Below are 24594 nucleotides of genomic sequence, written 5' to 3'. Positions count from 1 at the left end.
ACGTCTAGACATGTTGATAGGTGAGGTAGGCCTCCCACAAGCGGCGGAAGCCCGCACCTTTTGAAATTGATGTGCTGTGAGTGACGAACGCCGCCGACTGGAACTGGAACTGCTGCTGAAACGCACGATCCCCGGGACCCTCAGCAGCGCCGAAGAACCGGATCTTCTGAACCATCTCACGGCGATGGGACTGGATCCGAGGCGGCACAGCGACCTGACAGCCACGCTGCACAGCCTTCTCGAACCATTACCGGCAGAGCGCTCTCCAACACCGCAGCAAGCTCCTCAGCAAGTGCCGGAGAGCATTGCCGACACCGCCAGCTCCTATCTCGCGGAATTCAGCGTGGACGGGGTACTGGAGAACGACGCCGATGAAGCCGCGATGCAGTCGTCCTCCATCGTGGATCTGGAAGACGGGCTGGACGATGCCGATCGTTCACCGGTGATCAATCTCGTGGACCGGATCCTGATGCAGGCGCTGCAGCTGGGAGCTAGCGATATTCACGTGGAGCCCCAGCAGGCTGGATTGCAGTTGCGGTTCCGCCAGGACGGCGTTCTGCAAACCAGCATCGAACCCCTGCCAAGCCGCTTGGTGCCGGCGGTGACCTCCCGCTTCAAAATCATGGCGGACCTGGATATCGCCGAGCGAAGGGTGGCCCAGGACGGACGGATCCGGCGCAGATTCCAGAACCGCACCGTGGACTTTCGGGTGAATTGCCTGCCCAGTCGCTTCGGGGAGAAGATCGTGCTGCGACTGCTGGATAGCTCCGCCACCCAGCTGGGCCTGGACAAGCTGATCACCAGTGAGACAACGCTCGATACCGTGCGATCCCTGGGCTCCAAACCCTTCGGCATGATCCTGGTGACCGGACCCACCGGATCGGGGAAATCCACCACGCTCTATTCCTTGCTGGCGGAACGCAACGACCCTGGGATCAACATCTCCACGGTGGAGGATCCAATCGAATACACCCTCCCAGGCATCACCCAATGCCAGGTGAACCGGGAGAAGGGGTTCGATTTCAGCCAGGCGCTGCGGGCCTTCATGCGCCAGGACCCGGATGTGCTGCTCGTGGGCGAGACCCGCGACCTGGAAACGGCCAAAACCGCGATCGAAGCAGCACTCACCGGTCACCTCGTGCTCACCACGTTGCATTGCAACGACGCTCCCAGTGCCATCGCCCGTCTGGATGAGATGGGCGTTGAACCCTTCATGGTGAGCGCGTCACTGATCGGCATCGTCTCCCAGCGACTGCTGCGGCGTGTCTGCCCGGACTGCCGCATTCCTTATCACCCGAAAGCCGAGGAACTCGGTCGGTTCGGCTTGATGACCAGCAACGAAGAGGGCGTGACGTTCTTCAAGGCCAATCACCGCGAGGGGCATTCGGACGCTTGTCCCACCTGTCAGGGCAGCGGCTACAAGGGCCGGGTGGGGGTATATGAGGTGCTGAGCATGAATGAAGTGATGGCCGCTGCGGTGGCCAAGGGAGCCACCACCGACATGGTGCGCCAGCTGGCCCTGGAATCAGGGATGAAAACGCTGCTGGGCTACAGCCTTGATCTCGTTCGTGAAGGGCGCACCACCCTGGAGGAAGTCGGCCGCATGGTGCTCACCGATGCTGGCCTGGAGTCCGAACGCCGGGCCCGGGCCCTGAGCACGCTCACCTGCAGCGGATGTGGTGGCGGACTTCAGGAAGGTTGGCTGGAATGTCCGTACTGCCTTACCCCACGCCATTGAGGGCTGCGTCATGGAAGTGATGATCGAAGACCTGATGCAGGAGCTGGTGGAGGCAGGCGGAAGCGACCTGCACATCGCCAGCGGTCAACCGCCTTACGGTCGCTTCAGCGGCCAGTTGCGGCCCATGCGGGACGAGCCCCTGATGGAGGAAAGCTGCAACCGACTGATCTTCTCCATGCTCAACAACAGCCAGCGGAAAACGCTCGAGCAGACCTGGGAACTCGACTGTGCGTACGGACTTAAAGGCGTGGCCCGCTTCCGGGTGAATGTGTATCGCCAGAAAGGCAGCTATGCAGCCTGTCTGCGTGCTCTCGGCAGCAAAATCCCCAGCATCGAGCTGCTGAATCTGCCCCCTGTGGTGGTGGAAACCAGCAAACGCCCCCGGGGGTTGGTGCTGGTGACCGGCCCGACTGGGTCAGGCAAAACCACTACCCTGGCGGCACTGCTGGATCACATCAACCACAGCCGCGCGGAACACATCCTCACGATCGAGGATCCGATCGAATTCGTTTACAAGAGCGATCAGAGCCTGGTGCATCAACGCCAGCTCAATGAAGACACCCGCAGTTTCGCCAATGCACTGCGAACGGCCCTGAGAGAGGACCCCGACGTGATCCTAGTGGGAGAAATGCGCGATCTGGAAACCATTCAGCTGGCGATCAGCGCTGCTGAAACCGGGCACTTGGTGTTCGGCACGTTGCACACCAGCTCAGCGGCCCAGACCGTGGACCGCATGGTGGATGTATTCCCCCCCGCTCAACAGACCCAGATCCGCGTGCAGCTCTCGGGGAGCCTGGTGGCCGTGTTCTCCCAGACCCTGTGCCGCCGCCGCAACCCGGCGCCCGGACAATTCGGCCGGGTGATGGCGCAGGAAATCATGATCAACACACCGGCCATCGCCAATCTCATCCGCGAAGGAAAAACCGCCCAGCTGTATTCGCAGATTCAGACCGGTGGCGAACTGGGCATGCAGACCCTGGAGAAGGCACTGGCGGATCTGGTCGGCCGAGGAGACATCACCCTGCAGGAAGCGCGAGCTAAAGCGAGCAAGCCATCCGAACTGGATCGGCTCGCGGCAGGTTGAGGCCCTGCCGATCGCCATGGCCAAATTCACTGCCAGCTACACCTCCGCCACCGGTCAGTCACGCTCGGTGATCATTCAGGCCAAGGATGTTCAGACAGCTCGCAAACAACTCCGTCGCCGTGGCATCAAAGCCACGGAGCTGAAAGCCACAGAGACATCAACAGCTCGACGCCCAAAAGAGGCGAGTAGCAGCGAAGGGATTCTTTCTCTGGATCTCGGGGAACTGTTCCAGAAGCCACCAGGGGTGAAAGACAAAGCGGTCTGGGCCAGCAAGCTGGCCGCGCTGGTGGATGCCGGCGTACCGATCGTGCGCAGCCTCGATTTGATGGCCACCCAGCAGAAGCTGCCGATGTTCAAGAAGGCGCTCACCGCCGTGGGGCTGGAAGTGAACCAGGGCACAGCCATGGGAGCCGCCATGCGCCAGTGGCCGAAGGTGTTTGATCAACTCACCGTCGCGATGGTGGAAGCAGGCGAGGCTGGGGGAGTGCTGGATGAATCGCTGAAGCGCCTGGCCAAACTGCTGGAAGACAACGCGCGATTGCAGAACCAGATCAAGGGAGCCCTGGGTTACCCGGTGGCCGTTCTGGTGATTGCGATTCTGGTGTTCCTGGGAATGACCATCTTCCTGATTCCCACCTTTGCGGGAATCTTCGAAGACCTGGGGGCCGAACTGCCCTTGTTCACGCAGCTGATGGTGGACCTGAGCAAACTGCTGCGCTCTTCGGCAGCACTCGTCTTCGCTGGAGTGCTGCTCGTGGGCATCTGGCTGTTCAGCCGCTACTACGCCACCCACAAGGGTCGCCGGGTGATTGATCGCCTGATGCTCAAAGTTCCGCTGTTTGGCGACTTGATCATGAAAACCGCCACCGCCCAGTTCTGCCGGATTTTCAGTTCACTCACCCGCGCTGGCGTACCAATCTTGATGTCGCTGGAGATCTCCAGCGAAACAGCAGGCAACTCAATCATTTCCGACGCAATTCTGGAATCGCGCGGCCTGGTGCAGGAAGGCGTGCTGCTGAGCACGGCGCTCACACGCCAAAAAGTGTTGCCGGATATGGCCCTGAGCATGCTCTCAATCGGCGAGGAAACCGGTGAAATGGACCAGATGCTGAGCAAGGTGGCCGACTTCTACGAAGACGAGGTTTCGGCCTCCGTGAAGGCGCTCACCTCAATGCTTGAACCCGCGATGATCGTGGTGGTGGGCGGAATTGTGGGTTCAATACTGCTGGCGATGTACCTGCCGATGTTCACCGTGTTTGATCAGATTCAATAAATGGAAACAAGAAAGCATTTCCATTGCTTCGGTGATTAGCAATCAGCTTGATTCACACCTGCAATCGCCATCCCCGCCAGCCAGCCGCCGCTCCAGCAGGCCTGAAAGTTGAAGCCGCCGGTCACCCCATCCACATCCAACAATTCACCAGCCAGATACAAACCAGGGCAGCAGCGGCTTTCCATCGTGGCCAGATTCACCTCACCGAGATCCACACCGCCGGCCGTAACAAACTCCTCTCCAAACGGACCACGCCCCTGGATGGCAAGCCGCTGCGCGCAGAGGATCTCCACCAGCTGACGCTCGGCCTTCACCGGCAGATCTGCCCAACGCCGCTCCGCCTCCACGCCAGCTAATGCCAGAAAGGCCTGCCATAGGCGACGCGGCAGGTGATCCAAAGGCTTGGCGGCTGACACGGTGCGCCGGGCCTGGTCCCGGCGCCATTGCTGCAACCGCTGCTCCACCCCGGAGCGGCCCAGCCCAGCACTCCAATCCACCTTCAGATCACCCTTGTAGTGGCTCTGATGCAGAGCTCGGGCTGCAAACGCCGAAAGCCTCAGCGTGGCAGGACCGCTCAGACCCCGGTGGGTGATCAGCACCCGACCGGTCTGGCGAAAGCGCTGATCGCCCAGCTTCAGATCCAAGCCCACATCATCAAGGGCAATACCGCTGCAGGCTGTGAGCTCCCGGGCCTGAAGCGAGAGGCTGAACAGCGACGGCACCGGTGGCACCACCTGGTGACCCAGCGCCGCGGCCAGCCTGCGGCCGCTGGGGTGACCGCCGGTGGCCAGCATCACGCAACGGGCTCGCAGGGGCTGCTCCAGGCCGCGGCCCTCAACCAGAAACCCACCCTCAGGATGGGGCGTGATCTGCTGCACCATCGCCCGCAGCTGCCATTGCACCCCCGCGGCCGCGGCAGCCTGCTGCAAGCAGCGGATCACCGCTTCCGATCGGTTCTCCTGGGGGAACAGGCGTCCGTCGGGCTCCTCCACCAGCGTGAGACCGCGTTCATCAAACCAGGCGATCGCATCACCACAGGCGAAGCGACTGAACGGACCGCGCAAGGGCCTGCTGCCGCGAGGATAGTGGCTGGCCAACTCGCGCGGATCCCAGCAGGCATGGGTCACATTGCAGCGGCCTCCGCCACTGATGCGCACCTTCTGCAAAGGCTCCGGAGTGCCTTCCAACACCAGCACCCGAACCAAACCCTGCTCGGCAGCGGTGATCGCTGCCATGGTTCCGGCAGGACCACCACCAACAACGATCAGATCAAGCAGGCTGGAAGCGCAAGGCAACTCCGTTGTTGCAATAGCGCTTGCCGGTTGGCCGGGGGCCGTCATTGAACACATGGCCCTGGTGTCCGCCGCAGCGGCTGCAGTGGTATTCCGTGCGCGGAACGATCAGCTTGAAATCTACTTTTGTACCAATCGCACCTGGCAAAGGCTCGAAGAAACTGGGCCAGCCGGTGCCACTGTCGAACTTGGCTTTCGACGAGAACAGAGGCAGATCGCAACCGGCACAGTGATAGGTGCCAGTTCGTTTCTCGTTGTTCAACGCACTCGTGAACGGACGTTCAGTGCCCTCCTTGCGCAACACCGAATAGGCCTCCGGTGTGAGGCGCTTCTTCCATTGCGCATCCGTTAGATCCCAGGCTGCATCCGACGCCTTGGAGGCCGCCAACACCCGGTCTGGAGCCCTGAACACCCCAAACAAACCCGCTGCCATCGCCACCATCAAGGAACGGCGGCTCAGCAACCACTGCTCAAGAGTGGGAGTCATCGCTGTCATCTCAGCTGTTATCCAACTGTTCTAAGCAAACCGAACCCCAAGGCCAGGCACCATGGGGGGATGGATTCCCTCACCGATGCCGATCGGGAACCCCCCTGGCGTTTCAGCGTCGCCCCGATGCTGGACTGCACCGACCGGCATTTCCGCCAGTTGATGCGGCAGATCAGCCGCCGTTCGCTGCTGTACAGCGAAATGGTGGTGGCCCAGGCGCTGCACCACAGCAACCGCAGGGAACGGCTGCTCGGTTTCGATCCAGAAGAACATCCGATCGTGCTGCAGGTGGGAGGCGATGATCCCGAGCTGCTGGCCGAAGCCAGCCGCATGGCGGCGGACTGGGGCTACGACGAAATCAACCTGAATGTGGGCTGCCCCAGCCCGCGGGTGCAGGCCGGCAATTTCGGTGCCTGTCTGATGGCGGAACCAGAGCGGGTGGCGCAGTGCGTGGAGGCGATGGTGTCGGCCAGCGATCGGCCCGTCACGGTGAAGCACCGCGTGGGGATCGATGATCTCGACAGCGACGATCTGCTCACGGCCTTCGTGGACCGGGTGGCCGATGCCGGAGCCTCTCGCTTCAGCGTGCATGCACGCAAAGCCTGGCTGGAGGGTCTCGACCCCAAACAAAACCGCACGATTCCCCCCCTGCAGCACGACCGGGTGATCGCCCTGAAAGAGCGCAGACCACAGCTCACGATCGAACTGAACGGAGGCCTCGACACACCGGAACAATGCCTTGATGCCTTGCAGCACTGTGACGGTGCCATGGTGGGTCGTGCGGCCTATGCCCACCCCTTGCGCTGGGCTTCAGTGGATGCGCTGATCTACAGGGATCCCCCTCAAAGCGTACGGGCTTCGGACGTACTGATGGGCCTGATTCCGCACGCCGAACGGCACCTGCAGCGCGGAGGCCGGCTCTGGGATATTGGCCGCCATCTCTTACAACTGGTGGAAGGAGTTCCTGGTGCCCGTCACTGGCGACGTGATCTGGGTGAGAAGGCGCAGCGTGCCGGCGCAGATCTCACAGTGCTGGAGGCATCAGCCCGGCAGCTGATCGATGCCGGGCTCTAACGAGACAAAGCGGAAGAGTCAGCCTTCAGCGCCGCCGTAGCCGCTGTAGTCATCTCCGCCGCCCTCACTGGGTGCGGCTCCACCACGCCGGCGACGACTGCGGCCGTCATCTCCGCCGCCACCATCGCTGTAGCCACCGCCAGCGGCTCCACCGCCACCGCCGTAACTGCGATCTTCCCAGCCACGGGCACCCGAAGGGCGTTCACCTCCACCGCCATAGCCGCCGCCACCGCCGCCGCGATAGCCACCACCACCGCCGCCATCGTTGTAGCCGCCACCGCCACCGCGATAGCCGCCGCCACCGCCGTAGCCCCCACCACCGCCACCACCGCCGTAGCCGCCACCACCACCGCCACGACGGGGTGCGCTGCCGCGGGGCTCCGCCTTGTTGATGCGCAAGGGACGGCCCATCAGTTCTGCACCCTGGAGGGCTTCAATGGCAGCGGCTTCGGCCGCGTCATCAGCCATTTCCACGAAAGCAAAACCACGTTTGCGACCGGTGTCGCGCTCAAGGGGAAGGGCACAGTTCGTGACCTCTCCAAAAGCAGCGAACAATTCAATGACGTCTTCCTGCTCAGCGCGGAAGGGCAAATTGCCTACAAAAATGCTCACGTTCCTGATGAACCTGAATGAAAGAGATCCTTGGGATCAGACAAGCCATCGGGTCAAGGTCCAGTAAAGGAACGCATCACCTCCGGCTTGTTCAGCGTAGACCCGTCCACGCGAAATGTTCATCCATTCGCTAAGTCCAAACGCTCAACCCAAGCTGATAACTGTTCCTCCACACGATCGAAGCCTGTTCCGCCCTCACTGGTCCGCGCCGCCACAACCTGGCGAGGAGCCAGTGCCTCATGGAGATCGGATTCAATCGCCGGATGAAAACTCTGCCAGCGATCCAGGCTGAGGTCGCGCAGCAACAAGCCCTCGCTCAGACACTGTTTCACCACCGAACCCACGATCTGATACGCCTCCCGGAAGGGAACCTGGCGGGCCACCAGGTAATCAGCCACGTCGGTGGCATTGGAGAAATCGGCAGCCACCGCTGCTTCCAGACGGTCCTCCCTGAAGCTGAGGCCCTCATCCATCAGGATCGTCATCGCTTCCAGGCAATGGGAACCTGTAGAGACCACATCGAACAAGGCCTCCTTGTCTTCTTGAAAATCCTTGTTGTAAGCCAGTGGCAAGCCCTTGATCATCGTCAGCAGGCCCTGAAGATGACCAAACACCCGTCCGCACTTTCCCCTTACCAATTCGGGAACATCCGGATTTTTCTTCTGGGGCATCAGGCTGCTGCCAGTTGCGCAGCGATCACTGAGCCGAACAAAGCCGCATTCCTCGGAAGCCCAGAAGATCACCTCTTCCCCAAGGCGGCTGAGATGCACCATCACCAGAGAGATCGCCGCAGAGAATTCCACCGCAAAATCCCTGTCACTCACGGCATCAAGGCTGTTGGCATAGAGGCTGTCGAAACCAAGGGCCGCGGCGGTGCTGCGCCGATCGATGGGCACGGGAGTTCCGGCCAGAGCCGCGGCACCCAGCGGTGAAACATTCACGCGCTTGCGCACATCCTCAAGACGCTGACGATCCCGCTCAAGCATCTCCACATAGGCCAGCAGATGGTGGGCCAGACACACCGGTTGCGCGCGCTGCAGGTGGGTATACCCGGGAATCAACGTCTGCCGGTGGCTCAGGGCCTGACGCAGAAGAGCCCGTTGAAACGTCTGCACCTGGGGAATGAGCTCATCGATGCGTCGCCGCAGCCAAAGGCGCAGATCCGTACCCACCTGGTCATTACGACTGCGGCCGGTGTGCAATTTCTTGCCGACAGGTCCAAGCAGAGTGATCAGCCGGCGCTCCACCGCAAAGTGCACATCCTCATCGGCCAGGCCCGGTTGGAAACGGCCCTCGGCGGCCTCAGCCCGAATCTGCTCCAAGCCACCGCAGAGCTGATTCGCCTCAGCCTCACTGATCACACCGCACTGCGCGAGCATGCGGGCGTGGGCCATGGATCCGTCGAGATCTTCCTGCAGAAGGGTGATGTCAAAGCCGATGGAGGCATTGAAACGCTCAATCGCTGGATGCAATCCCTGCTCGAAGCGATCACTCCAGGTTGCAGAGCCTCCTCCTGTCACTCCGCCAGCCATCCCCTCACCTCTGCTCAGATGCCCTCAGCTTGTCAGGCCGGAGAACGGGGAACCGAGGGGAGCATCACCTCCTCACGCACCTTCAACACCACCATCGAGGCATCATCTTCCAGCTGACGATCGGCCCCGACGAAACGATCCAGGCGGTCGAACAACTGATCGAGAATTCCCTGCGAACCAGTGCCGGAGCGGCAGGCTGATTCCAGGCTGCGGATCAGCCTTGCTTCATCAAAGCGATCCCCGGTGATACCTGGAGCTTCGGTCACGCCATCGGTGTAATAGAGCAGCACATCTCCAGGTTCCAAAACGATGGAGCCAGTGCCGTAATCCGCCTCAGGCTGCAGGCCGATCAACAATCCCGGCGCATCCAGACGGCTGATCGTGCGTTGCTGAGCGCGCCAGATCAAGGGCGGATTGTGCGCGGCATTGGCAAAACGCAAGCGTCGGGTTCGGGGATCGAAATCCGAATAAAAGAGGGTCACGAAGCGATGGGACTGGGACAGATCCTCAAGAGCCAGCTGATTGAGATCGTGAAGAATCCGATCCGGCGGCAATCCACTCAGCACCTCGGCCCGCAACATGCCGCGAAGCATGGTCATCAAGAGCCCCGCAGGCACCCCCTTGCCCATCACATCACCCATCACCAGGGCCCAGCGACCCCGTTCACGGCGACGTCCGATCAACTCGGGGCGGGTTGGAATGAAGTCGTAGTAATCGCCACCCACTTGAAACGCCGGCCGACAGCGCGCCGCCAGCTCAACACCTTCAATCACCGGGCAATGATCCGGCAGGAGCTGCGCCTGGATCTCCGCGCCGATGCTGAGCTGACGATCCACGCGCTCATGGCGCCTGGCCTCCTGCAGCATCTGGTCGTTTTCGATCGCAACACCGGTGAGATCAGCAACCAGTTGCACCTGCCGGCGATGCACATCGCTCCACACCAGAGACCCTTTGGGCTCAAATACATAAAGACGACCTCGCTGTCGGCCCCTCGCCACCACAGAGGTGGCGAACATCCCGGCAGACCCCAGCTGACCCTGAACCAGCCGATCCAGCGACAGCACAAGAGCTTCATCAGAGCCGAACCCTGCAGACCGGCCAGGTTCGTGCTGGCTCAACGTCTGGAGCAGCGACGCCGAACGCACGCCGGGGAGCATCTGAATCTGATCCGCCCAGAGGCGACCATCCCCCTGAAACGGCACCAGCAGTGCGCCTTCAACGCCAACCAGGCGGGCTGCCACGACGGGGACGAGTTCGAGAAAACGGTTGAGGTTGGTGAAACTGCGCAGAGCGAATCCGAGCGACACCAACAGCTCCTGGTTGGAGCGTTGTTCGCGAACCAGGCTGTCGAGAAGCTGACGCAGTGATGCCGTCGCCGTCAGGGGCTGCTGACTGGCACTACGGGCAGGAGAGGCCGGATGTCGCCGTGGTGGCTTGCTGCTCACGGCACCACCACGGCAGGGCCCGCAACGTAGCAAGGTTTACTGCCAACTACTGCAGCCCAAGGGCAAGCGATCACTCAGCGACCGGCGAGCAGCGCTTCCACAAATTCAAAACTGTTGAAAGGCCGCAGATCACGGATTCCTTCACCGGCACCGATGAAACGGATCGGAAGCCCAGCTTCTGATGCAACAGCCAGAGCGACACCCCCCCTGGCCGTGCCATCGAGTTTGGTGATCACCACCCCGGTCAGCCCGGCTGCACGGGCAAAGGCCATCGCTTGTTTGAGACCGTTCTGTCCTTGGCTGGCATCGAGCACAAGCAGAGATTCCACGGTTGCGTCTGGAGCCAAGCGATCGACGACCCGGCGAATCTTGTTGAGCTCTTCCATCAGGTTGTGTTTGGTCTGCAGGCGACCTGCGGTGTCCACGAGCACCAGATCCGTGCCTTTCGATCGGGCAGCCCCGATGGCATCAAACACCACTGCTGCGGGATCGGCATTCGCCGAAGGGTTGGCCACCACCGGAACATCGCTGCGATCACCCCAAACCTGCACCTGCTGTACCGCAGCCGCCCGGAACGTGTCGGCAGCAGCAATCATGGCGGAGTAGCCGCTGCGTACCGCCAGATTGGCCAGCTTGCCGAGGGTTGTGGTCTTTCCCACGCCATTCACACCGACCATGAGCCAAACATTCAGCTGACCGCGCTGAGGTGCCAGAAGATCAACGCCGCTTGACTTAATCGGAGCATCTAAAAGATCTCGAAGCTGCTCCTTGAGAAAACGGATGCCTTCGCTCGGATCCACCACCTGCTCGTTCATGCGCTTGCGCAAGGCATCCAACACCTGGTCGGTGGCCTTCACCCCGGCGTCAGCGCGAAGCAGCAACGACTCCAGATCATCAAGCACCTCCGGGGTGAGAGGGTCATCACCCAGGTTCTCCAGAAGCCCGGTAACAAAACCCTGTCGAGTTTTCTCCAGGCCTTGCCGCAAGCGACTGAGCCAGTCGATCTCCTCCAGGGTGACCTGCCCTGCCTGACGGCCCTGGGCAGCGAGCACCTCCGCAGACCAAGTGAAGGTGTCGTCGAACTCACCAAGACTCGGCTCCTCGTCGCGATCGGCTGCAACGGTCGCATCAGCGATCGGTTGATCGGCGACCTCCGGCTCCTGTTCGAGCTGCTGCTGTCGTTCCTGGCGTTGGGCCGCGGCCTGCTCAAGCAGGGACAAACCAGCAACGGGTGCTGGCTCGGCCTCAGCTGGCTCGGCCTCAGCTGACTCTGACTCTGGCTCTGCTGTGATCGCGTTGGCCTGCTCCTTCTGCGCTTTCAAGCGGGCATAGGCCTGCCGAGCCCACTCCAGAGGATCGTCGTCGACATTGGCAGCCGTTTCCTGCTGCGAATCCTGCGATGACGCTTCGGGATCGGTTGGGGGATGGGTTGGAGCAGTCTCAGACTGCCGGTTGAACCAGTCGTAGACCATGAGGTTCAGGACACTGCCTGGGAAGAGGCATTCTGCAGGCGGCGAAGCACCCCATTAATCATGCGGCGACCCTGCTCATCGCTATAGCGGTTGGCAAGCTCGACGGCTTCGTTACAGGCGACAGACGCAGGTGTCTTCATCGATTGCAGATCAACAACAGCAAGGCGGAGGATGTCGCGATCGATGCGGGGAAGGCGGCTCAGACGCCAGCCCTCCATCACCCCATCGAGCTGGTCATCAAGAGATGGACGGGCATCGAGGACCAGTTGAATCCTGTGCATCGCCTCCTTCTGCACCATCTCCTGATCAGCCAGGGCCAACAATCGGGGTAACTCAAGGCTTGCCGAGAGACCGTTCAGCACCTGCTCCGCATTGGCTATGGATTCACGCAAATGATCACGAACGGGCATGACTGCGGTCGTTGATCCCTCCTGAAGCTCGCTGTCCAACAAGGATTGCTGGGCTTTCTCCAGATCAGCAGCACATCGATCGAGAACCTCCCGCCAGTGCTGCATCAAACTGTTCAGCGCTTTCTGCAGAAGAGCCTCGAGAGAGTCGACGGAAAGGGAACGATCCCTCTCAGCGCACTGGCTGAGCACGAGCAAGGCGAGCTCACGGGAGAGGGAACGGGTCTGCATGGATCGTTGACGAACGACTCAGGAGGATGAGGGTGCCACAGAGGCTCTGAGCTGGGCGATCAAGCTTGAAAAGCTGCGGCCAGCCGGTGCTTCCCTGGCATCAGGGTTCACGATTCCGGCCGAAATGATCGTCTTAAAGGCATCCTCAACCGAAAGATTCAGATCCTTCACAGAGGATTCAGGAACGAGGGTGTACCAACCGGTGGTGGGATTGGGTGCTGTGGGGATAAACACACTCAGCAAACGCTCTTCAAGCTCCGCTTGCAGCGAGGGTCCGACTTCTCCTGTGACGAAACCTACGCTGTAAAGACCCTCCCTGGGATATTCAACAAGAACAACCCTGCGAAAGCGTTGGGAGTTATCGCGCAGAAAGGTTTCAAGGAGTTGCTTGAGAGTCTTGTAGACCGATCCTGCTAGCGGAATGCGCTGGAGGGTTCCCTCACCGAACTCCAGCAACCAGCGCCCCACAATGTTCCGGGCCATCAGACCGATCAGCAGGATTCCAAGCAAAGGAACCGTGAGCCCAAGGGCCAGGTTGATCAGATCCTGCAGAAGTGGATTGAGCGTGATGAACGGATTGAACTGCTTGGGGATCGACGTGAGGAAGGCCAGCACGAAGCGGCTGACAATGGTGGCCAGCCAGATCGTGGTGGCGAGAGGAATCACCACAAGCAGACCTGCGATCAGGTCATTCTTGAGATCCTGCTGAAGCCTGGCGCCAAGAGGCAGATCAGGTCTTGGATTGGACTGGACCAAGGAACGCCCGGGGCCTGCGGCCAACGTGGTCCACCAACCTAACCAGCGATCAGAGGACAGCGGCTATCGCGAGCAGTGCCAAGGCCACAGCGAGCACCACTGCACTGATGGTGCCTCCAAAACGGCGCTGATTCACCGCCAGGTTGCGCTGGCGTTCTGCCTGTTGGATCTGCTGATCCATCTGTGACAACTGCTTATCGATGAACTCCTGCGCCGCCTTGGCCTTGTCCTCATCGGTTGCATCAGCGGGCAATTGACCGGCCTGGGCGAGCTGCTCCCCCAGAATCTTCACGTTGTCGGGATTGGCGGACTGCTGTCTCGCCATCTCTAACTGCCCACGCTTCTGATTCAGATTTTGATCGGCTTCGCCGGAGAGGGACTGATTACCACTGATGCCAAGGGGAATCACAGCGATCATGGCCAGAGCAAGCAGTGCGGCAAGCACGCAAACCACGATCCGAATCGGTGTACGCGCTGACGCGGGCTGGTCCAGTCGCGAGGAGATAAGCATCAGCAGCAGACCGATAAACCCCATCGGCGCCTGACTGACCAACCGTTCGATCAACAGCTGCTTGTAAATCTCATCACTCCATTCCGCAGCGCTGAGCACCACGCCGATCTGCAAAGCGAGGAGCAGAACCAGGGTGAGCCCAAGCCAGCGCAGAAGCGGCGCAAGCCGAGGTGAGGGCTCCTGGTGAGATGCAGACACGTCACGATGTCAAAAGGTATCTAACTTTACGGTCAGTTTTCGTGAACGTCCCCGACGACGGAGTACAGCTGAGCCTGGCCCTCAAGGAGCGAGCCAAAGCAGAAGGATTCGAACCCGTCGGCATCGCCGCGCTCCCCGGCAGTCCACGCCTGCACCTGCGCACGGATGCCTTGCAACGTTGGCTGGAAGCCGGACACCAAGCCGATATGGGTTGGATGGCGGCACCTAGACGGAGGTCTGCAGACACCCTTCTGGAAGGAGCTCGAAGCTTGCTGGCCGTTGGGCTGAACTATCACGTTGCTCATGAACGCCGCCACGACCGCCTGGCAGTAGCTCGCTACGGATGGGGCCGCGATTACCACCGGGTGGTGAACCAGCGCCTCAGGAGGGTGGGTCGCTGGCTCCAGGAACAGAAACCGAACTGCCGCTGGCGAGCCTGCGTGGACGCTGAACCACTGCTTGATAAAGCTTGGGCGGAAGAAGCTGGGTTGGGCTGGATCGGAAAGCACAGCAACGTGATTCACCCCAAGCGCGGGTCGTGGATGGTGGTCGGGCATCTGCTCACCACAGAACCCCTCGTTGCTGATCAACCGGCTGAGTCCCGTTGCGGTCGTTGCCGAGCCTGCATGGACGCATGCCCGACGCAGGCGATCACCGAACCGTTTGTGGTGGACTCCAGGCGGTGCATCGCTTACCACACGATTGAAAATCGCAGTGGGGAGCTCCCGGCGGCGATCGCCAAAGCCCTGGGGCCCTGGGTCGTCGGATGCGATATCTGCCAGGACGTCTGCCCTTTCAATCAGAGCGATGTGCCCTCCAGTGATGATCCCGACATGCAGCCAAGACCCTGGCTGCTGGATCTGACCCCGGACATCATCCAGAACTGGACGGATCAGGACTGGTCGGAACGGTTGAAAGGGTCGGCACTGAGGCGCATCAAACCCTGGATGTGGCGTCGCAACGCTGAAGCCGCACACCTCGATGGCGGACCTACCCTGGATTGAACTTGTGGTTCAACGATGGGACCGGCTCGTTCCTGGAAGCTCTGGCAGAAGTCCCTGGTGATCTCCATGGTGCTGGGATCGGTTGGTGCCACAACAACGGCCCCTGCAAGGGCCTTGGTTCCCTACGTGTACACACCCAGCACCCAGGAATTGGAGGGTGCAGGGGTTGGCATCGGCCGCACGGCCGCACAGCTTCTGAGACTCGGTCAACCGGAGGAAGCCTCCCGTCTGGCGGCCCTGGCTGTTCGGCTGCAACCGAACGACGAACGCTTGTGGTCGGTACTGGCCGAAGCCCAGCTTCGCAGTGATCAACTCAAAGCTGCAGCGGGATCCCTGGCCAAGGCCAAATCTCTGAACCCCGGGAAAGCGGGGCTCTGGTTCGCTGAAGCATCGCTGGCCCTCAGGGACAACCGCCCGGATGACGCCATTCCGTTATTGGATGAGGGCTTGCGTCTTGATCCTAAAAACGCAGGGGCCTACTTCGATCTCGGCAATGCCCGGGTGATGCAGGACGACCTGCGCCAGGCCTTGCGTGCATTTGAACAGGCCACCACCATCAAGCCAAGTTTTTGGGAAGCGCTCAACAATCAGGCGCTGGTGCTGTTCGAAATGGGCAACACGAGCGAGGCGATCAAACGTTGGCGTTCCGTCCTCACGATCAAACGCAACGCTGAGCCAATGCTGGCGCTGGCCGCTGCTCTCAATAAGCAGAAACCCGGAGACTCTGAATCCATCGATCTGGCACGCAAGGCCCTTGCGGAGGATCCCAATTACGTTCTTCCCGGCCATCAGGAAAACCAACTCTGGGGCCTGAAATTGCGCCAAGCCACTGAAACCTTGCTCTCAGAAGGAGCATTAAAAGGCGCTGTAGAACGGGCAGAAGCCAATGCCGATCCCACAACAGCCGAATGAATTGGCGCCTTTTCCGCAGGATTTGGGCTGGTCAAGCGAAAGAAGATCTGTAGGCTGAGCCCCTTCTGCCTTCTTAATCCCGAACCGGATGGCTGAGGAGCGCGTTCAACCGATCGCCCTGCATCAAGAGATGCAGCGCTCCTACCTCGAGTACGCCATGAGCGTGATCGTGGGCAGGGCACTGCCTGATGTGCGCGATGGACTCAAACCGGTTCAACGCCGCATCCTCTACGCGATGCATGAACTGGGCCTCACGCCAGACCGCCCGTACCGCAAATGTGCACGGGTTGTAGGCGACGTTCTGGGCAAATACCACCCCCACGGCGATCAGGCGGTCTACGACGCCCTTGTTCGTCTGGTGCAAACCTTCTCCAGCCGTCATCCCCTGTTGGATGGGCACGGCAATTTCGGCTCGGTCGACGACGATCCTCCGGCAGCGATGCGTTACACGGAGACCCGCTTGGCTCCGATTGCCCATGAAGGCCTCCTGGATGAGATCGGCAACGACACCGTCGACTTCGCCAACAACTTCGATGGGTCCCAGCAGGAACCCACGGTTCTGCCTGCTCAGCTGCCATTTCTTCTCCTCAACGGCTGTTCAGGCATCGCTGTGGGCATGGCCACCAGCATCCCCCCCCACAACCTTGGAGAGGTGGTGGACGGACTGATCGCCCTGGTGCGCAAACCGGATCTGAGCGATGAAAAACTGCTCAGCCTGATCCCTGGACCCGATTTCCCCACCGGCGGCGAAGTGCTTCTAGGAAGCGGGGTCCGGGACACCTACCTGCGCGGGCGCGGAAGCATTCCGATGCGCGGTGTGGCTCATGTGGAAGAGGTGCAACTGGGCAAGGGCCGTCACAAACGGAATGCGGTGATCGTGACCGAACTGCCCTACCAACTGAGCAAAGCCGGGTGGATCGAAAAGCTGGCCGAACAGGTCAATGACGGCAAGATCGGCGGCATCGCCGACATCAGAGATGAAAGCGATCGCGAAGGAATGCGCGTCGTCGTGGAACTTCGCCGCGATGCTGAGCCAGACGCAGTTCTGAAAGATCTCCAACGACGGACATCCCTGCAGAGCAATTTCGGAGCCATCATGCTGGCCCTCGTGGATGGCCAACCCCAGCAGCTGTCCCTGCGCCGGCTTCTGCAGACGTTCCTCGATTACCGGGAACTGACGCTGATCCGCCGCACAAGCCACGCCCTGCGCAAAGCGGAAGATCGCCTCGAGGTGGTGGAAGGTCTGATCACCGCTCTGCAATCCCTGCAGAGGGTGATTGCCATGATTCAGGAAGCACAGGATGCCGCTGCGGCGAGGGCCAGCCTGATGGTGCATCTCGATCTCAGCGAACGTCAGGCCGACGCCGTTCTGGCCATGCCCCTGCGACGGTTAACCGGTTTGGAGCGGGAGAGCCTCCGGCAGGAAGCGGAAGAGCTGAGAGCTGAACGCCATCGCCTGAAACTACTGCTGGACAATCGCGATCAGTTGCTGGATGCCCTCATCCAGGAACTGCGTCAACTCAAGAAGCGATTTGCAACCCCTCGCCGCACACGCCTTGTGGAAGGAGGTGATCACCTCCTGGCAGAACGGGCTGCCAATCAGCGCCCCAATGCAGAACTGCAGCGCCGCCAGGCTCTCGATGCCCTCCCTCCCGATTCGCGGATCCTGATCCAAGACGACGGTCAGGTGAAGGTGATCAGTCCTCAATTGATGGGCCGACTGCACCTCAATGAGCCAACAGCACTGGGTGATGAGCCATCCCCGGCCAGGATCATCCTGCCGATCAAACCGGTGGCCAAACTTCTGGCTGTGACCGCGAGTGGACGGGTTGCACTGATCCGCTGGGAATTCGCAGGACAGCAACCCGGAAACCTGGAACGATTCCTCCCCACAGCGTTGCAAGGAGATCCGGTTGTGTCGGTCTTACAGCTACCCGATGCGGAGGGCGACAGCAACAAGGCAGCGGTCTCATCACTCGGACTTCTGAGCAGCGACGGCCGTTTCAAACGGCTGCCGATGCAGGAACTGCTGGACCTCTCCGGACGGGCAGCCAGTGTGGTGAAACTCAAGGAAGGCGTTGAACTCAAAACTGCAGTGATCTGCCAGGAGGGAGGAGCTCTGTCTCTGATCAGTGATCTCGGTCGGGTCCTGCATCTCCCGATCACGGAAGCGAACCTCCCCTTGATGGGCAAGTTGGCTCAAGGCCCCGTCGCCATGCGTCTGCTGCCTCAAGAAACCTTGATTGCTGCAGTCACCACAGACCCGGAACAACGGGATCCACTGCTGCTGTTCAGCCGTCAGGGCATGATCAAATCCCTGTCTCTCGACGATGTACGTGTCTGTCAACGGGGAGATCTGGGTGTGATCGGTTGGCAACCCGAACAGGATGGAAGCGAACGGGAAGACCGACTCTGTGCAGCTTGCGTCGGCTCCGGACTGGTGGGCATCGTTACCTCATCCGGCCGCCATGGCCGACTGCTCACCGGGGAGCCGAATCATCTGACGCTCAAAACCGGAGAAACGCTCGAACGCATTGTTCCTCTTCTGAGCTGATCTCAACCCAGATTGGCAGCCACACCGGCAGGTTCCAGCATCAGTTTGCTGGATCGCATCGACTCATCCATGGGCACGGGGTAATCACCGTCAAAACAGGCGGTACAAAAATGTTTGGAATCAGCGCCAGCCGCCTCCAACATTCCTTCTTGGCTGAGGTAAGCCAGTGAGTCCACCTTGAGATGGGCCTCAATCTCCTCCAAGGTGTAGCGGGCAGCGATCAATTGATCCTGCGTATCGGTGTCGATGCCGTAGAAGCAGGGATGGGTCACCGGTGGTGAGCTGATGCGCATATGCACCTCTGTGGCTCCGGCGTCACGAAGGGCCTGTACAAGCTTGCGACTGGTTGTTCCACGCACGATCGAATCATCGATCACCACAACGCGTTTGCCATTGAGCACATCGGGAAGGGGATTGAGCTTCACGCGAATGCCGGCTTCGCGCATCGCTTGGGTGGGCTGAATGAAGGTGCGACCGACGTAACGGTTCTTGATCAGACCATCGGCATAGGGCAGTCCGGTGGCCTGGGAGTATCCGATCGCAGCAGGAATACCGGAATCAGGAACGCCGATCACCAGATCAGCCTCCACTGCTGATTCCCTGGCAAGGATCTGGCCAATGCGCTGGCGATAGCTGTACAACGATTCACCGAAAAACCGGCTGTCCGGCCTGGCGAAATAGATCATCTCAAACACGCACATGCGCGTGGTGGGTTCAATCCAACACTCCCTTTGAGGAGTGGAATCCCCAGGGAGAAAGGTGACCAGCTCACCGGGCTGCACGTCATCAACGAAGGCAGCCCCGATGATGTCGAGCCCACAGGTTTCACTGCTGAGAACCCACTGACCACTGGAGTCCTCACCGAGCGAACCAAACACCAACGGTCGAATGCCATAACCGTCGCGCAGACCGTAAAGCGCTTCTGGAGTGCCGATCACCAAACTGAAGGCCCCCTGGCAGAGCGACACCGCAGAGGTGATCGCAGCCTTCCAGTCGAGCCCGCGATCCACAGCCTGCTGAACGGCAAAGGCAATCAACTCGGAATCAGTGGTGGACGTGAATTCCACCTGTCCGTCATCAATGCGTTCCCGTAATTCAGCGGCATTGACCAGATTGCCGTTGTGGGCCAGCGCAAATGGACCAAGGCGCGTCATCAGAACCACCGGCTGGGCATTGCAGACCCTGCTGCTGCCAGTTGTGGAATAACGGTTGTGGCCGATGGCGAGATCACCGGGCATCCGGGCGAGCACGTCTTGATCGAACACCTGACTGACCAGGCCCATGTCTTTATGAAGACGGACCTTGCCCTGGTTGAACACAGCGATGCCTGCAGATTCCTGGCCGCGATGCTGCAAGGCATACAGGCCGAAATAAGCCAGGTTGGCCACCGGTTGCTCGGAGGCCTGAACGGCGAACACACCGCAGGCTTCCTCCATCCGATCGGGACGCTCCGCCTCGAGCTGATGCACGGTCCGCCTCGACTTCGGATTTCCTTCAGAATTCTGCATCACGCTGTTCCCAGCCGACGGGGAAGAGCCTGCTCAAAACACTCCGTCAGTGTTTGCATCGCCAGATCCAGCACGGGTTGCGATCCCAAGGAGAGTCGGAAGCGTCCGTGATCCGCCACGGCTCCGAGAGTGGTCACCGGAACAGCGGCATGGGCATCAGAGGCCAGCAGCGACATCCAGGCTTCCATGCACTCCGCCCGCACGGACACGACGATGCGGGCTCCTCCCTCAGCAAAAAGACTCCGCTCCGGATGGACGCCATCGCCAGGCAACGACCCATCCACGCCAAGGCCGGAGGCAATCGAGCATTCAGCCAAAGCAACGGCCAGTCCACCATCACTGCTGTCATGGGCAGACGCGAGCAGCCCTTGATCCCAGGCCTGCCGTACCAAAGCCTGAACGCGCAGCTCAAGATCAAGGTCAACCCTTGGAGGTCTGCCGGTCAGCAGGCCATGGATCACCCCCTGATAGCTGCTGCCGGCCAATCCGACGCGGTCATCCTGGCGTTCATCTGTGGAGACCCCAAGAAGCAGAACGGCATCGCCCGGTTGACGCCAGGCCAGACCACCCACCAGACGAAGATCTTCGACCAGTCCCACCATGCCCACAACGGGCGTGGGATGAATCGGTTGCAGGCTGCCGTCGTCAGCGCGGGTTTCGTTGTACAGCGACACATTCCCCCCCGTCACTGGGGTGCCCAGCACCCGACAGCCCTCGGAGAGCCCTCGGCAGGCCATGGCCAACTGCCAGTAGCCCTTGGACGTTTCTGGAGATGGAAAGTTGAGGTTGTCGGTAACAGCCACCGGGGCAGCCCCAACGCAACTGAGATTGCGGGCAGCCTCGGCCACGGCGGCCATGGCGCCACGTTCAGGGTCCAGAGCCACCCAACGATTGGGACAGTCGACCGTGGCCGCTACCCCTCGGTTCGATCCCCGAAGCGATCCATCCCCTTGCTGAGGCCGAAGCCGCACTACAGCAGCATCCGCGCCACCAGCGGGCACAACCGTATTGGCGAGCACCTGCTGATCATATTGGCGATAAACCCAACGTTTACTGGCGATGGTGGGGTCATCAAGCAGAGCCAGAAGATCCGCTCCCCAGTCGTGATCGCTTGGCATCTGGGGAAGATCAGTCTCCGACCAGCACCAGTGCTGCTGGATGTCCTCTGGAGGCTCTGAAATCAAGGTGTGCTCATTGATCGGAGTGTCTTCCGCAAGGGCCCGGGCAGGAACCTCGGCAGCCACCGATCCGTGCTGAAGCACACGCACGACGGGTTCCGCAAGAACCTGTCCCACAACGGCCGCCTGCAAGCCCCAGCGGCGGAAACGCTGCATCAACGCCTCCTCCCGACCGGCCTGCACCACAAACAGCATCCGCTCCTGCGATTCGGACAGCAGGAACTCGTATGCAGTCATGCCCTGTTCACGGGCTGGAACCCTGTCGAGATCCAGCTCCACTCCCACATCTCCTTTGGCGGCCATCTCTGAGCAGCTGCAAGTGAGGCCCGCAGCCCCCATGTCCTGGGCAGCCACCACATCGCCGCTCTGGAATGCTTCGAGGCAAGCTTCAATCAGTCCCTTTTCAAGAAAGGGATCACCCACCTGCACCGCAGGGCGATCATCCAAGGAATCCGCGCTGAGTTCGGCACTGGCGAAGCTGGCGCCCCCCATCCCGTCGCGGCCCGTGGTGCTGCCCACGTACACCACAGGATTGCCCACACCGGACGCCCCCGATTTCACGATGTCATCTGTCTCCATAAGGCCCAGAGCCATCGCATTCACCAGGGGGTTGCCGCGATAAGCGGGGTCGAAGGCCACTTCCCCACCCACGGTCGGCACCCCGACGCAATTGCCGTAATGGGAGATCCCCGCCACAACACCCTCCACCAGCCCGCGGGTGATGGGTTCATCGAGAGGACCGAAACGCAGCGCATTGAGCAAAGCGATCGGTCGGGCTCCCATGGTGAAGATGTCCCGAAGGATCCCTCCCACCCCCGTGGCAGCACCTTGAAAGGGCTCCACCGCCGAAGGATGGTTATGACTTTCAATCTTGAAAGCCAGGCGGTGCCCCTCCCCCAGATCCACCACACCGGCGTTCTCTCCTGGGCCAACCAGGACGCGAGGGCCGTCGGTTGGAAAACCGCGCAGGAGAGGGCGGGAATTGCGGTAACAGCAATGCTCAGACCACATCACACCGAACATTCCCAGCTCCGCCCTGTTGGGATTCCGGCCAAGTCGGCGCTGAATTTCAGCGTAATCCTTCTGCGTCAGCCCTTCCTGGCGCAGTGCAGAGGTCACATCAAAGGATCCATCCGCTGAAGGGGACTGAGTCACAGCCAACCGGTCATCTCTCCCCAGTGTTGCCGACGGCCAGCAGGCCATCCGCATTCAGATCCAGGGGTCTTCGTCGTGATCAGGACGGGATCGATGCCTGCGGGGCTCTCCGAAATCAGACCAGTCCTCGTCATCCCAGGCTTCGCGGCCATCCGAAGGGGTTGATCGTGACTCAGGCCATTGATCGTCGGAGGCTTCGCGCCGCGACGGCTCCTCCCAAGGCGGCTCCTCCAGCCAACCTTCCAAGCGTTCTCCAGCGCGATCACCCAACTGCTGGAGCTGCTCACGCCATTGACGGGACCGGCGCACCAAATCTTGACGGACACTGGCGCGAGCCTGGGGCAGATCATCAAGGTCCCGAAGGGCCGTGGAGACCCGTCCGGGTTGCTGATCGACGATGCGCTCGGGGCTGAGACGCCAACGGCTGCTTCCAGGCAGCCTTGGATCGCTGCGGGCCACGAGGTAATAGAGGATCTCACCGGTCGTGGGAACAAACGCGAGATCGGCGACCTGGCCCAACCGCTGGCCATCCCGATCGAGGAGATCCGCATCCAGAAGCGTGGGTAGTCGATCCAGAGTCAGCTGGTCGGTCTCCGCCGGCAGTCCTTTCACAAACACCTGTTGATCATCCACGCCGCAGCATTGATCCAACCTCCAAACATCCCGACTGCTGCGCAGGGCGGACGGACGGCTGACCCAACCGAGAAGGCGATGCACGGGAGGATGCATCCAGGCCATCACGCCAGGGCCGTGATCAAGTCCCTGATCACAGCGCACACGATGGCGAAGCAGATCGCTGAGAAGAAACGGATCGGGCAGGGGCAAGGCTCAGGAGCGAATCTGCACGGGCATCACGAGGTAGGTGAGGCCAGCACCATCATCTGCCGGAGAGAGAATGGCCGGAGTTGTCGGCGCATTGCATGACAAGACGATGCGTTCACCATCCATGGCCTTGAGGCCATCAAGGACATAACGCACGTTGAAGGCAATCTGCACCTCTTCCCCTTCGATCTGAGCGGGCAAAGACTCAGATCCACTTCCCACATCTTGGGCATCAGCAGAGATCTGTATCAGCCCCTTCGAGGGATCACTGCTGATCCTGACGACATTGTTGTGCTGATCCGCAAGAACAGCAATGCGTTCGAGGGAGGCAACAAAGGCCCGTCGATCCAAGCCGATGGTGCGACTGAAAGACTCAGGAATCAGCTGCCGGTAGTTTGGATAGGTGCCCTCAAGGGTGCGGCTGGTGACCATCTGATCGGCCGCCAGTACCACCACCTGGCCGCGTTCGAAGAAAAGACTGACAGGATCGTTGCCTTTCCAGCCGGCCATCAAGCGCTCCACCTCACGCAGAGAACGGGCGGGAAGCGTGACCGCCAGGGCTGCACTTTCATCGGCTTCAGAAGCATCACCACTGGCAATGGCATCCTTCAGGGCATCGTCCACGCTCAACACGGCGAGACGGTGACCATCTGTGGACGCGGCCTCAAGGCGGGTTTGATCGAAGCGCAGATGCACGCCAGTGAGCAGCTGCTTGGCTTCGTCAGAACTGCTTGCAAACAATGTGCTGCGCAAAGCACGAACCAACGCAGCAGGGTCAAGCTTGACCGCTGTGCCGTTTTCCACCAAAGGCAGATCGGGGAAATCATCAGCCGGCATGCCGCGCATCTGATAGCTACCACTCAAGCTGGTGAGTTCCACCTGCTCGCCGGTGTCATCGGTGGCCAGGGTGATGGGGGAATCACTGGACAGACGAGACACGATCTCACCGAAAAGGCGAGCCGGAAGCGTGACCGCACCGCTGGTGTCCACGGATGCAGAGAGCGAGGTCTGAATGCCCAGGCTGAGGTCAAACCCCGTCAGGCTGAGGCGGTCTGTGCCGGCATCGGCGGTCAGCAGCACATTGGCGAGCACCGGATGGGTGGGACGGGACGCCACGGCCCGACTCACCAGCTGAAGTGCGGTGTTGAGTTCCGTCTGGGAACAGACCAGTTTCATCGCGTGGGTAACTGCAGCTGGGGAAGATGATCACCCAAGGTTTCACAGGCGAGCAGGAAGTGCAATGGCTCTGAACTGAGGCGCGTTGGTCCTGTTCTACTGGATTAAAAAGGTTTCAAGAGAAGAACTACTAAACAGCCGTAATAGGGTTTGGGGAAATGGTGGAAAACCCT

20 protein-coding genes are annotated in these 24594 nt (G+C 60.7%); 7 read left to right on the top strand and 13 right to left on the bottom strand.

All coding sequences use genetic code 11. The annotated features are described in order from the left end of the window. Positions 1 to 76: 76 nt before the first annotated feature. Genes SynMEDNS5_RS00100 through SynMEDNS5_RS00090 form a run of 3 tightly spaced genes read left to right on the top strand, consistent with a single transcriptional unit; the run spans position 77 to position 4095 of the window. Positions 77 to 1738: an ATPase, T2SS/T4P/T4SS family gene (locus tag SynMEDNS5_RS00100; protein ID WP_186583763.1), complete on the top strand. Its 1662-nt coding sequence runs from the start codon at positions 77 to 79 to the stop codon at positions 1736 to 1738. A gap of 10 nt (positions 1739 to 1748) precedes the next feature. Next, positions 1749 to 2822 carry a type IV pilus twitching motility protein PilT gene (locus tag SynMEDNS5_RS00095; protein WP_186585749.1) on the top strand — a complete coding sequence of 358 codons (1074 nt, stop codon included), beginning with the start codon at positions 1749 to 1751 and terminating at the stop codon, positions 2820 to 2822. Positions 2823 to 2838: 16 nt separating this feature from the next. After that, positions 2839 to 4095, top strand: a complete 1257-nt coding sequence (locus SynMEDNS5_RS00090; protein WP_186583762.1) for a type II secretion system F family protein — start codon at positions 2839 to 2841, stop codon at positions 4093 to 4095. 35 nt (positions 4096 to 4130) lie between these two features. Here the strand turns inward: SynMEDNS5_RS00090 and SynMEDNS5_RS00085 are convergent, their stop codons facing one another. Further along, positions 4131 to 5330 carry an NAD(P)/FAD-dependent oxidoreductase gene (locus tag SynMEDNS5_RS00085; RefSeq protein WP_370593602.1) on the bottom strand — a complete coding sequence of 400 codons (1200 nt, stop codon included), beginning with the start codon at positions 5328 to 5330 and terminating at the stop codon, positions 4131 to 4133. A gap of 34 nt (positions 5331 to 5364) precedes the next feature. Further along, positions 5365 to 5883: a peptide-methionine (R)-S-oxide reductase MsrB gene (gene msrB, locus SynMEDNS5_RS00080; RefSeq protein ID WP_186583760.1), complete on the bottom strand. Its 519-nt coding sequence runs from the start codon at positions 5881 to 5883 to the stop codon at positions 5365 to 5367. A gap of 60 nt (positions 5884 to 5943) precedes the next feature. Here msrB and dusA point away from each other — a divergent pair, with 60 nt between their 5' ends. Next, positions 5944 to 6948 carry a tRNA dihydrouridine(20/20a) synthase DusA gene (gene dusA / locus SynMEDNS5_RS00075; RefSeq protein WP_186583759.1) on the top strand — a complete coding sequence of 335 codons (1005 nt, stop codon included), beginning with the start codon at positions 5944 to 5946 and terminating at the stop codon, positions 6946 to 6948. A gap of 18 nt (positions 6949 to 6966) precedes the next feature. Here the strand turns inward: dusA and SynMEDNS5_RS00070 are convergent, their stop codons facing one another. The 7 genes from SynMEDNS5_RS00070 to SynMEDNS5_RS00040 form a co-directional block, all read right to left on the bottom strand. Continuing rightward, on the bottom strand, positions 6967 to 7560 hold the full coding sequence (locus SynMEDNS5_RS00070; RefSeq protein ID WP_186583758.1) for an RNA-binding protein: 594 nt from the start codon (positions 7558 to 7560) through the stop codon (positions 6967 to 6969). Between the two features lie 119 nt (positions 7561 to 7679). Beyond that, positions 7680 to 9092, bottom strand: coding sequence for an argininosuccinate lyase (gene argH, locus SynMEDNS5_RS00065; RefSeq protein ID WP_186583757.1), 1413 nt, complete (start codon positions 9090 to 9092; stop codon positions 7680 to 7682). A gap of 32 nt (positions 9093 to 9124) precedes the next feature. Then, a complete protein-coding gene (locus tag SynMEDNS5_RS00060) occupies positions 9125 to 10537 on the bottom strand; it encodes a PP2C family protein-serine/threonine phosphatase (protein WP_186583756.1) in 1413 nt (470 codons plus the stop codon). Positions 10538 to 10611: 74 nt separating this feature from the next. Beyond that, positions 10612 to 12009, bottom strand: a complete 1398-nt coding sequence (ftsY, locus tag SynMEDNS5_RS00055) for a signal recognition particle-docking protein FtsY (RefSeq protein ID WP_186583755.1) — start codon at positions 12007 to 12009, stop codon at positions 10612 to 10614. Between the two features lie 5 nt (positions 12010 to 12014). Beyond that, positions 12015 to 12647, bottom strand: a complete 633-nt coding sequence (gene nusB, locus SynMEDNS5_RS00050; protein ID WP_186583754.1) for a transcription antitermination factor NusB — start codon at positions 12645 to 12647, stop codon at positions 12015 to 12017. Between the two features lie 18 nt (positions 12648 to 12665). After that, the gene (locus SynMEDNS5_RS00045) at positions 12666 to 13403 is read right to left on the bottom strand and encodes a DUF502 domain-containing protein (RefSeq protein ID WP_186583753.1); all 738 of its coding nucleotides are present in this window, start codon (positions 13401 to 13403) and stop codon (positions 12666 to 12668) included. Between the two features lie 49 nt (positions 13404 to 13452). Next, positions 13453 to 14112 carry an HpsJ family protein gene (locus SynMEDNS5_RS00040; protein WP_186583752.1) on the bottom strand — a complete coding sequence of 220 codons (660 nt, stop codon included), beginning with the start codon at positions 14110 to 14112 and terminating at the stop codon, positions 13453 to 13455. Between the two features lie 41 nt (positions 14113 to 14153). Between SynMEDNS5_RS00040 and queG the strand changes: the two genes are divergently transcribed. From queG to SynMEDNS5_RS00025, 3 genes are all read left to right on the top strand, one after another. Further along, entirely contained in the window at positions 14154 to 15116 is a 963-nt protein-coding gene (gene queG, locus SynMEDNS5_RS00035; RefSeq protein WP_186583751.1) for a tRNA epoxyqueuosine(34) reductase QueG, read from the top strand. 66 nt (positions 15117 to 15182) lie between these two features. Continuing rightward, a complete protein-coding gene (locus SynMEDNS5_RS00030) occupies positions 15183 to 16028 on the top strand; it encodes a tetratricopeptide repeat protein (protein ID WP_370593601.1) in 846 nt (281 codons plus the stop codon). Between the two features lie 88 nt (positions 16029 to 16116). Continuing rightward, positions 16117 to 18582: a DNA topoisomerase (ATP-hydrolyzing) subunit A gene (locus tag SynMEDNS5_RS00025; RefSeq protein WP_186583749.1), complete on the top strand. Its 2466-nt coding sequence runs from the start codon at positions 16117 to 16119 to the stop codon at positions 18580 to 18582. A 2-nt stretch (positions 18583 to 18584) separates the two neighbouring features. Here the strand turns inward: SynMEDNS5_RS00025 and purF are convergent, their stop codons facing one another. From purF to dnaN, 4 genes are all read right to left on the bottom strand, one after another. Next, the gene (gene purF, locus SynMEDNS5_RS00020; RefSeq protein ID WP_186583748.1) at positions 18585 to 20090 is read right to left on the bottom strand and encodes an amidophosphoribosyltransferase; all 1506 of its coding nucleotides are present in this window, start codon (positions 20088 to 20090) and stop codon (positions 18585 to 18587) included. Continuing rightward, positions 20090 to 22387, bottom strand: coding sequence for a phosphoribosylformylglycinamidine synthase subunit PurL (gene purL, locus SynMEDNS5_RS00015; protein WP_370593600.1), 2298 nt, complete (start codon positions 22385 to 22387; stop codon positions 20090 to 20092). Before purL ends, purF begins: the two co-directional genes overlap by 1 nt. A gap of 90 nt (positions 22388 to 22477) precedes the next feature. Beyond that, on the bottom strand, positions 22478 to 23248 hold the full coding sequence (locus tag SynMEDNS5_RS00010) for an RNA methyltransferase (RefSeq protein WP_186583746.1): 771 nt from the start codon (positions 23246 to 23248) through the stop codon (positions 22478 to 22480). A gap of 3 nt (positions 23249 to 23251) precedes the next feature. Beyond that, complete coding sequence (gene dnaN / locus SynMEDNS5_RS00005; RefSeq protein ID WP_186583745.1) at positions 23252 to 24421, bottom strand: DNA polymerase III subunit beta; 1170 nt, start codon at positions 24419 to 24421, stop codon at positions 23252 to 23254. Positions 24422 to 24594: the final 173 nt, after the last annotated feature.

This window comes from Synechococcus sp. MEDNS5 (genome assembly GCF_014279875.1).
Classification (GTDB): domain Bacteria; phylum Cyanobacteriota; class Cyanobacteriia; order PCC-6307; family Cyanobiaceae; genus Synechococcus_C.
This window is presented reverse-complemented; position numbering and strand designations above follow the sequence as displayed.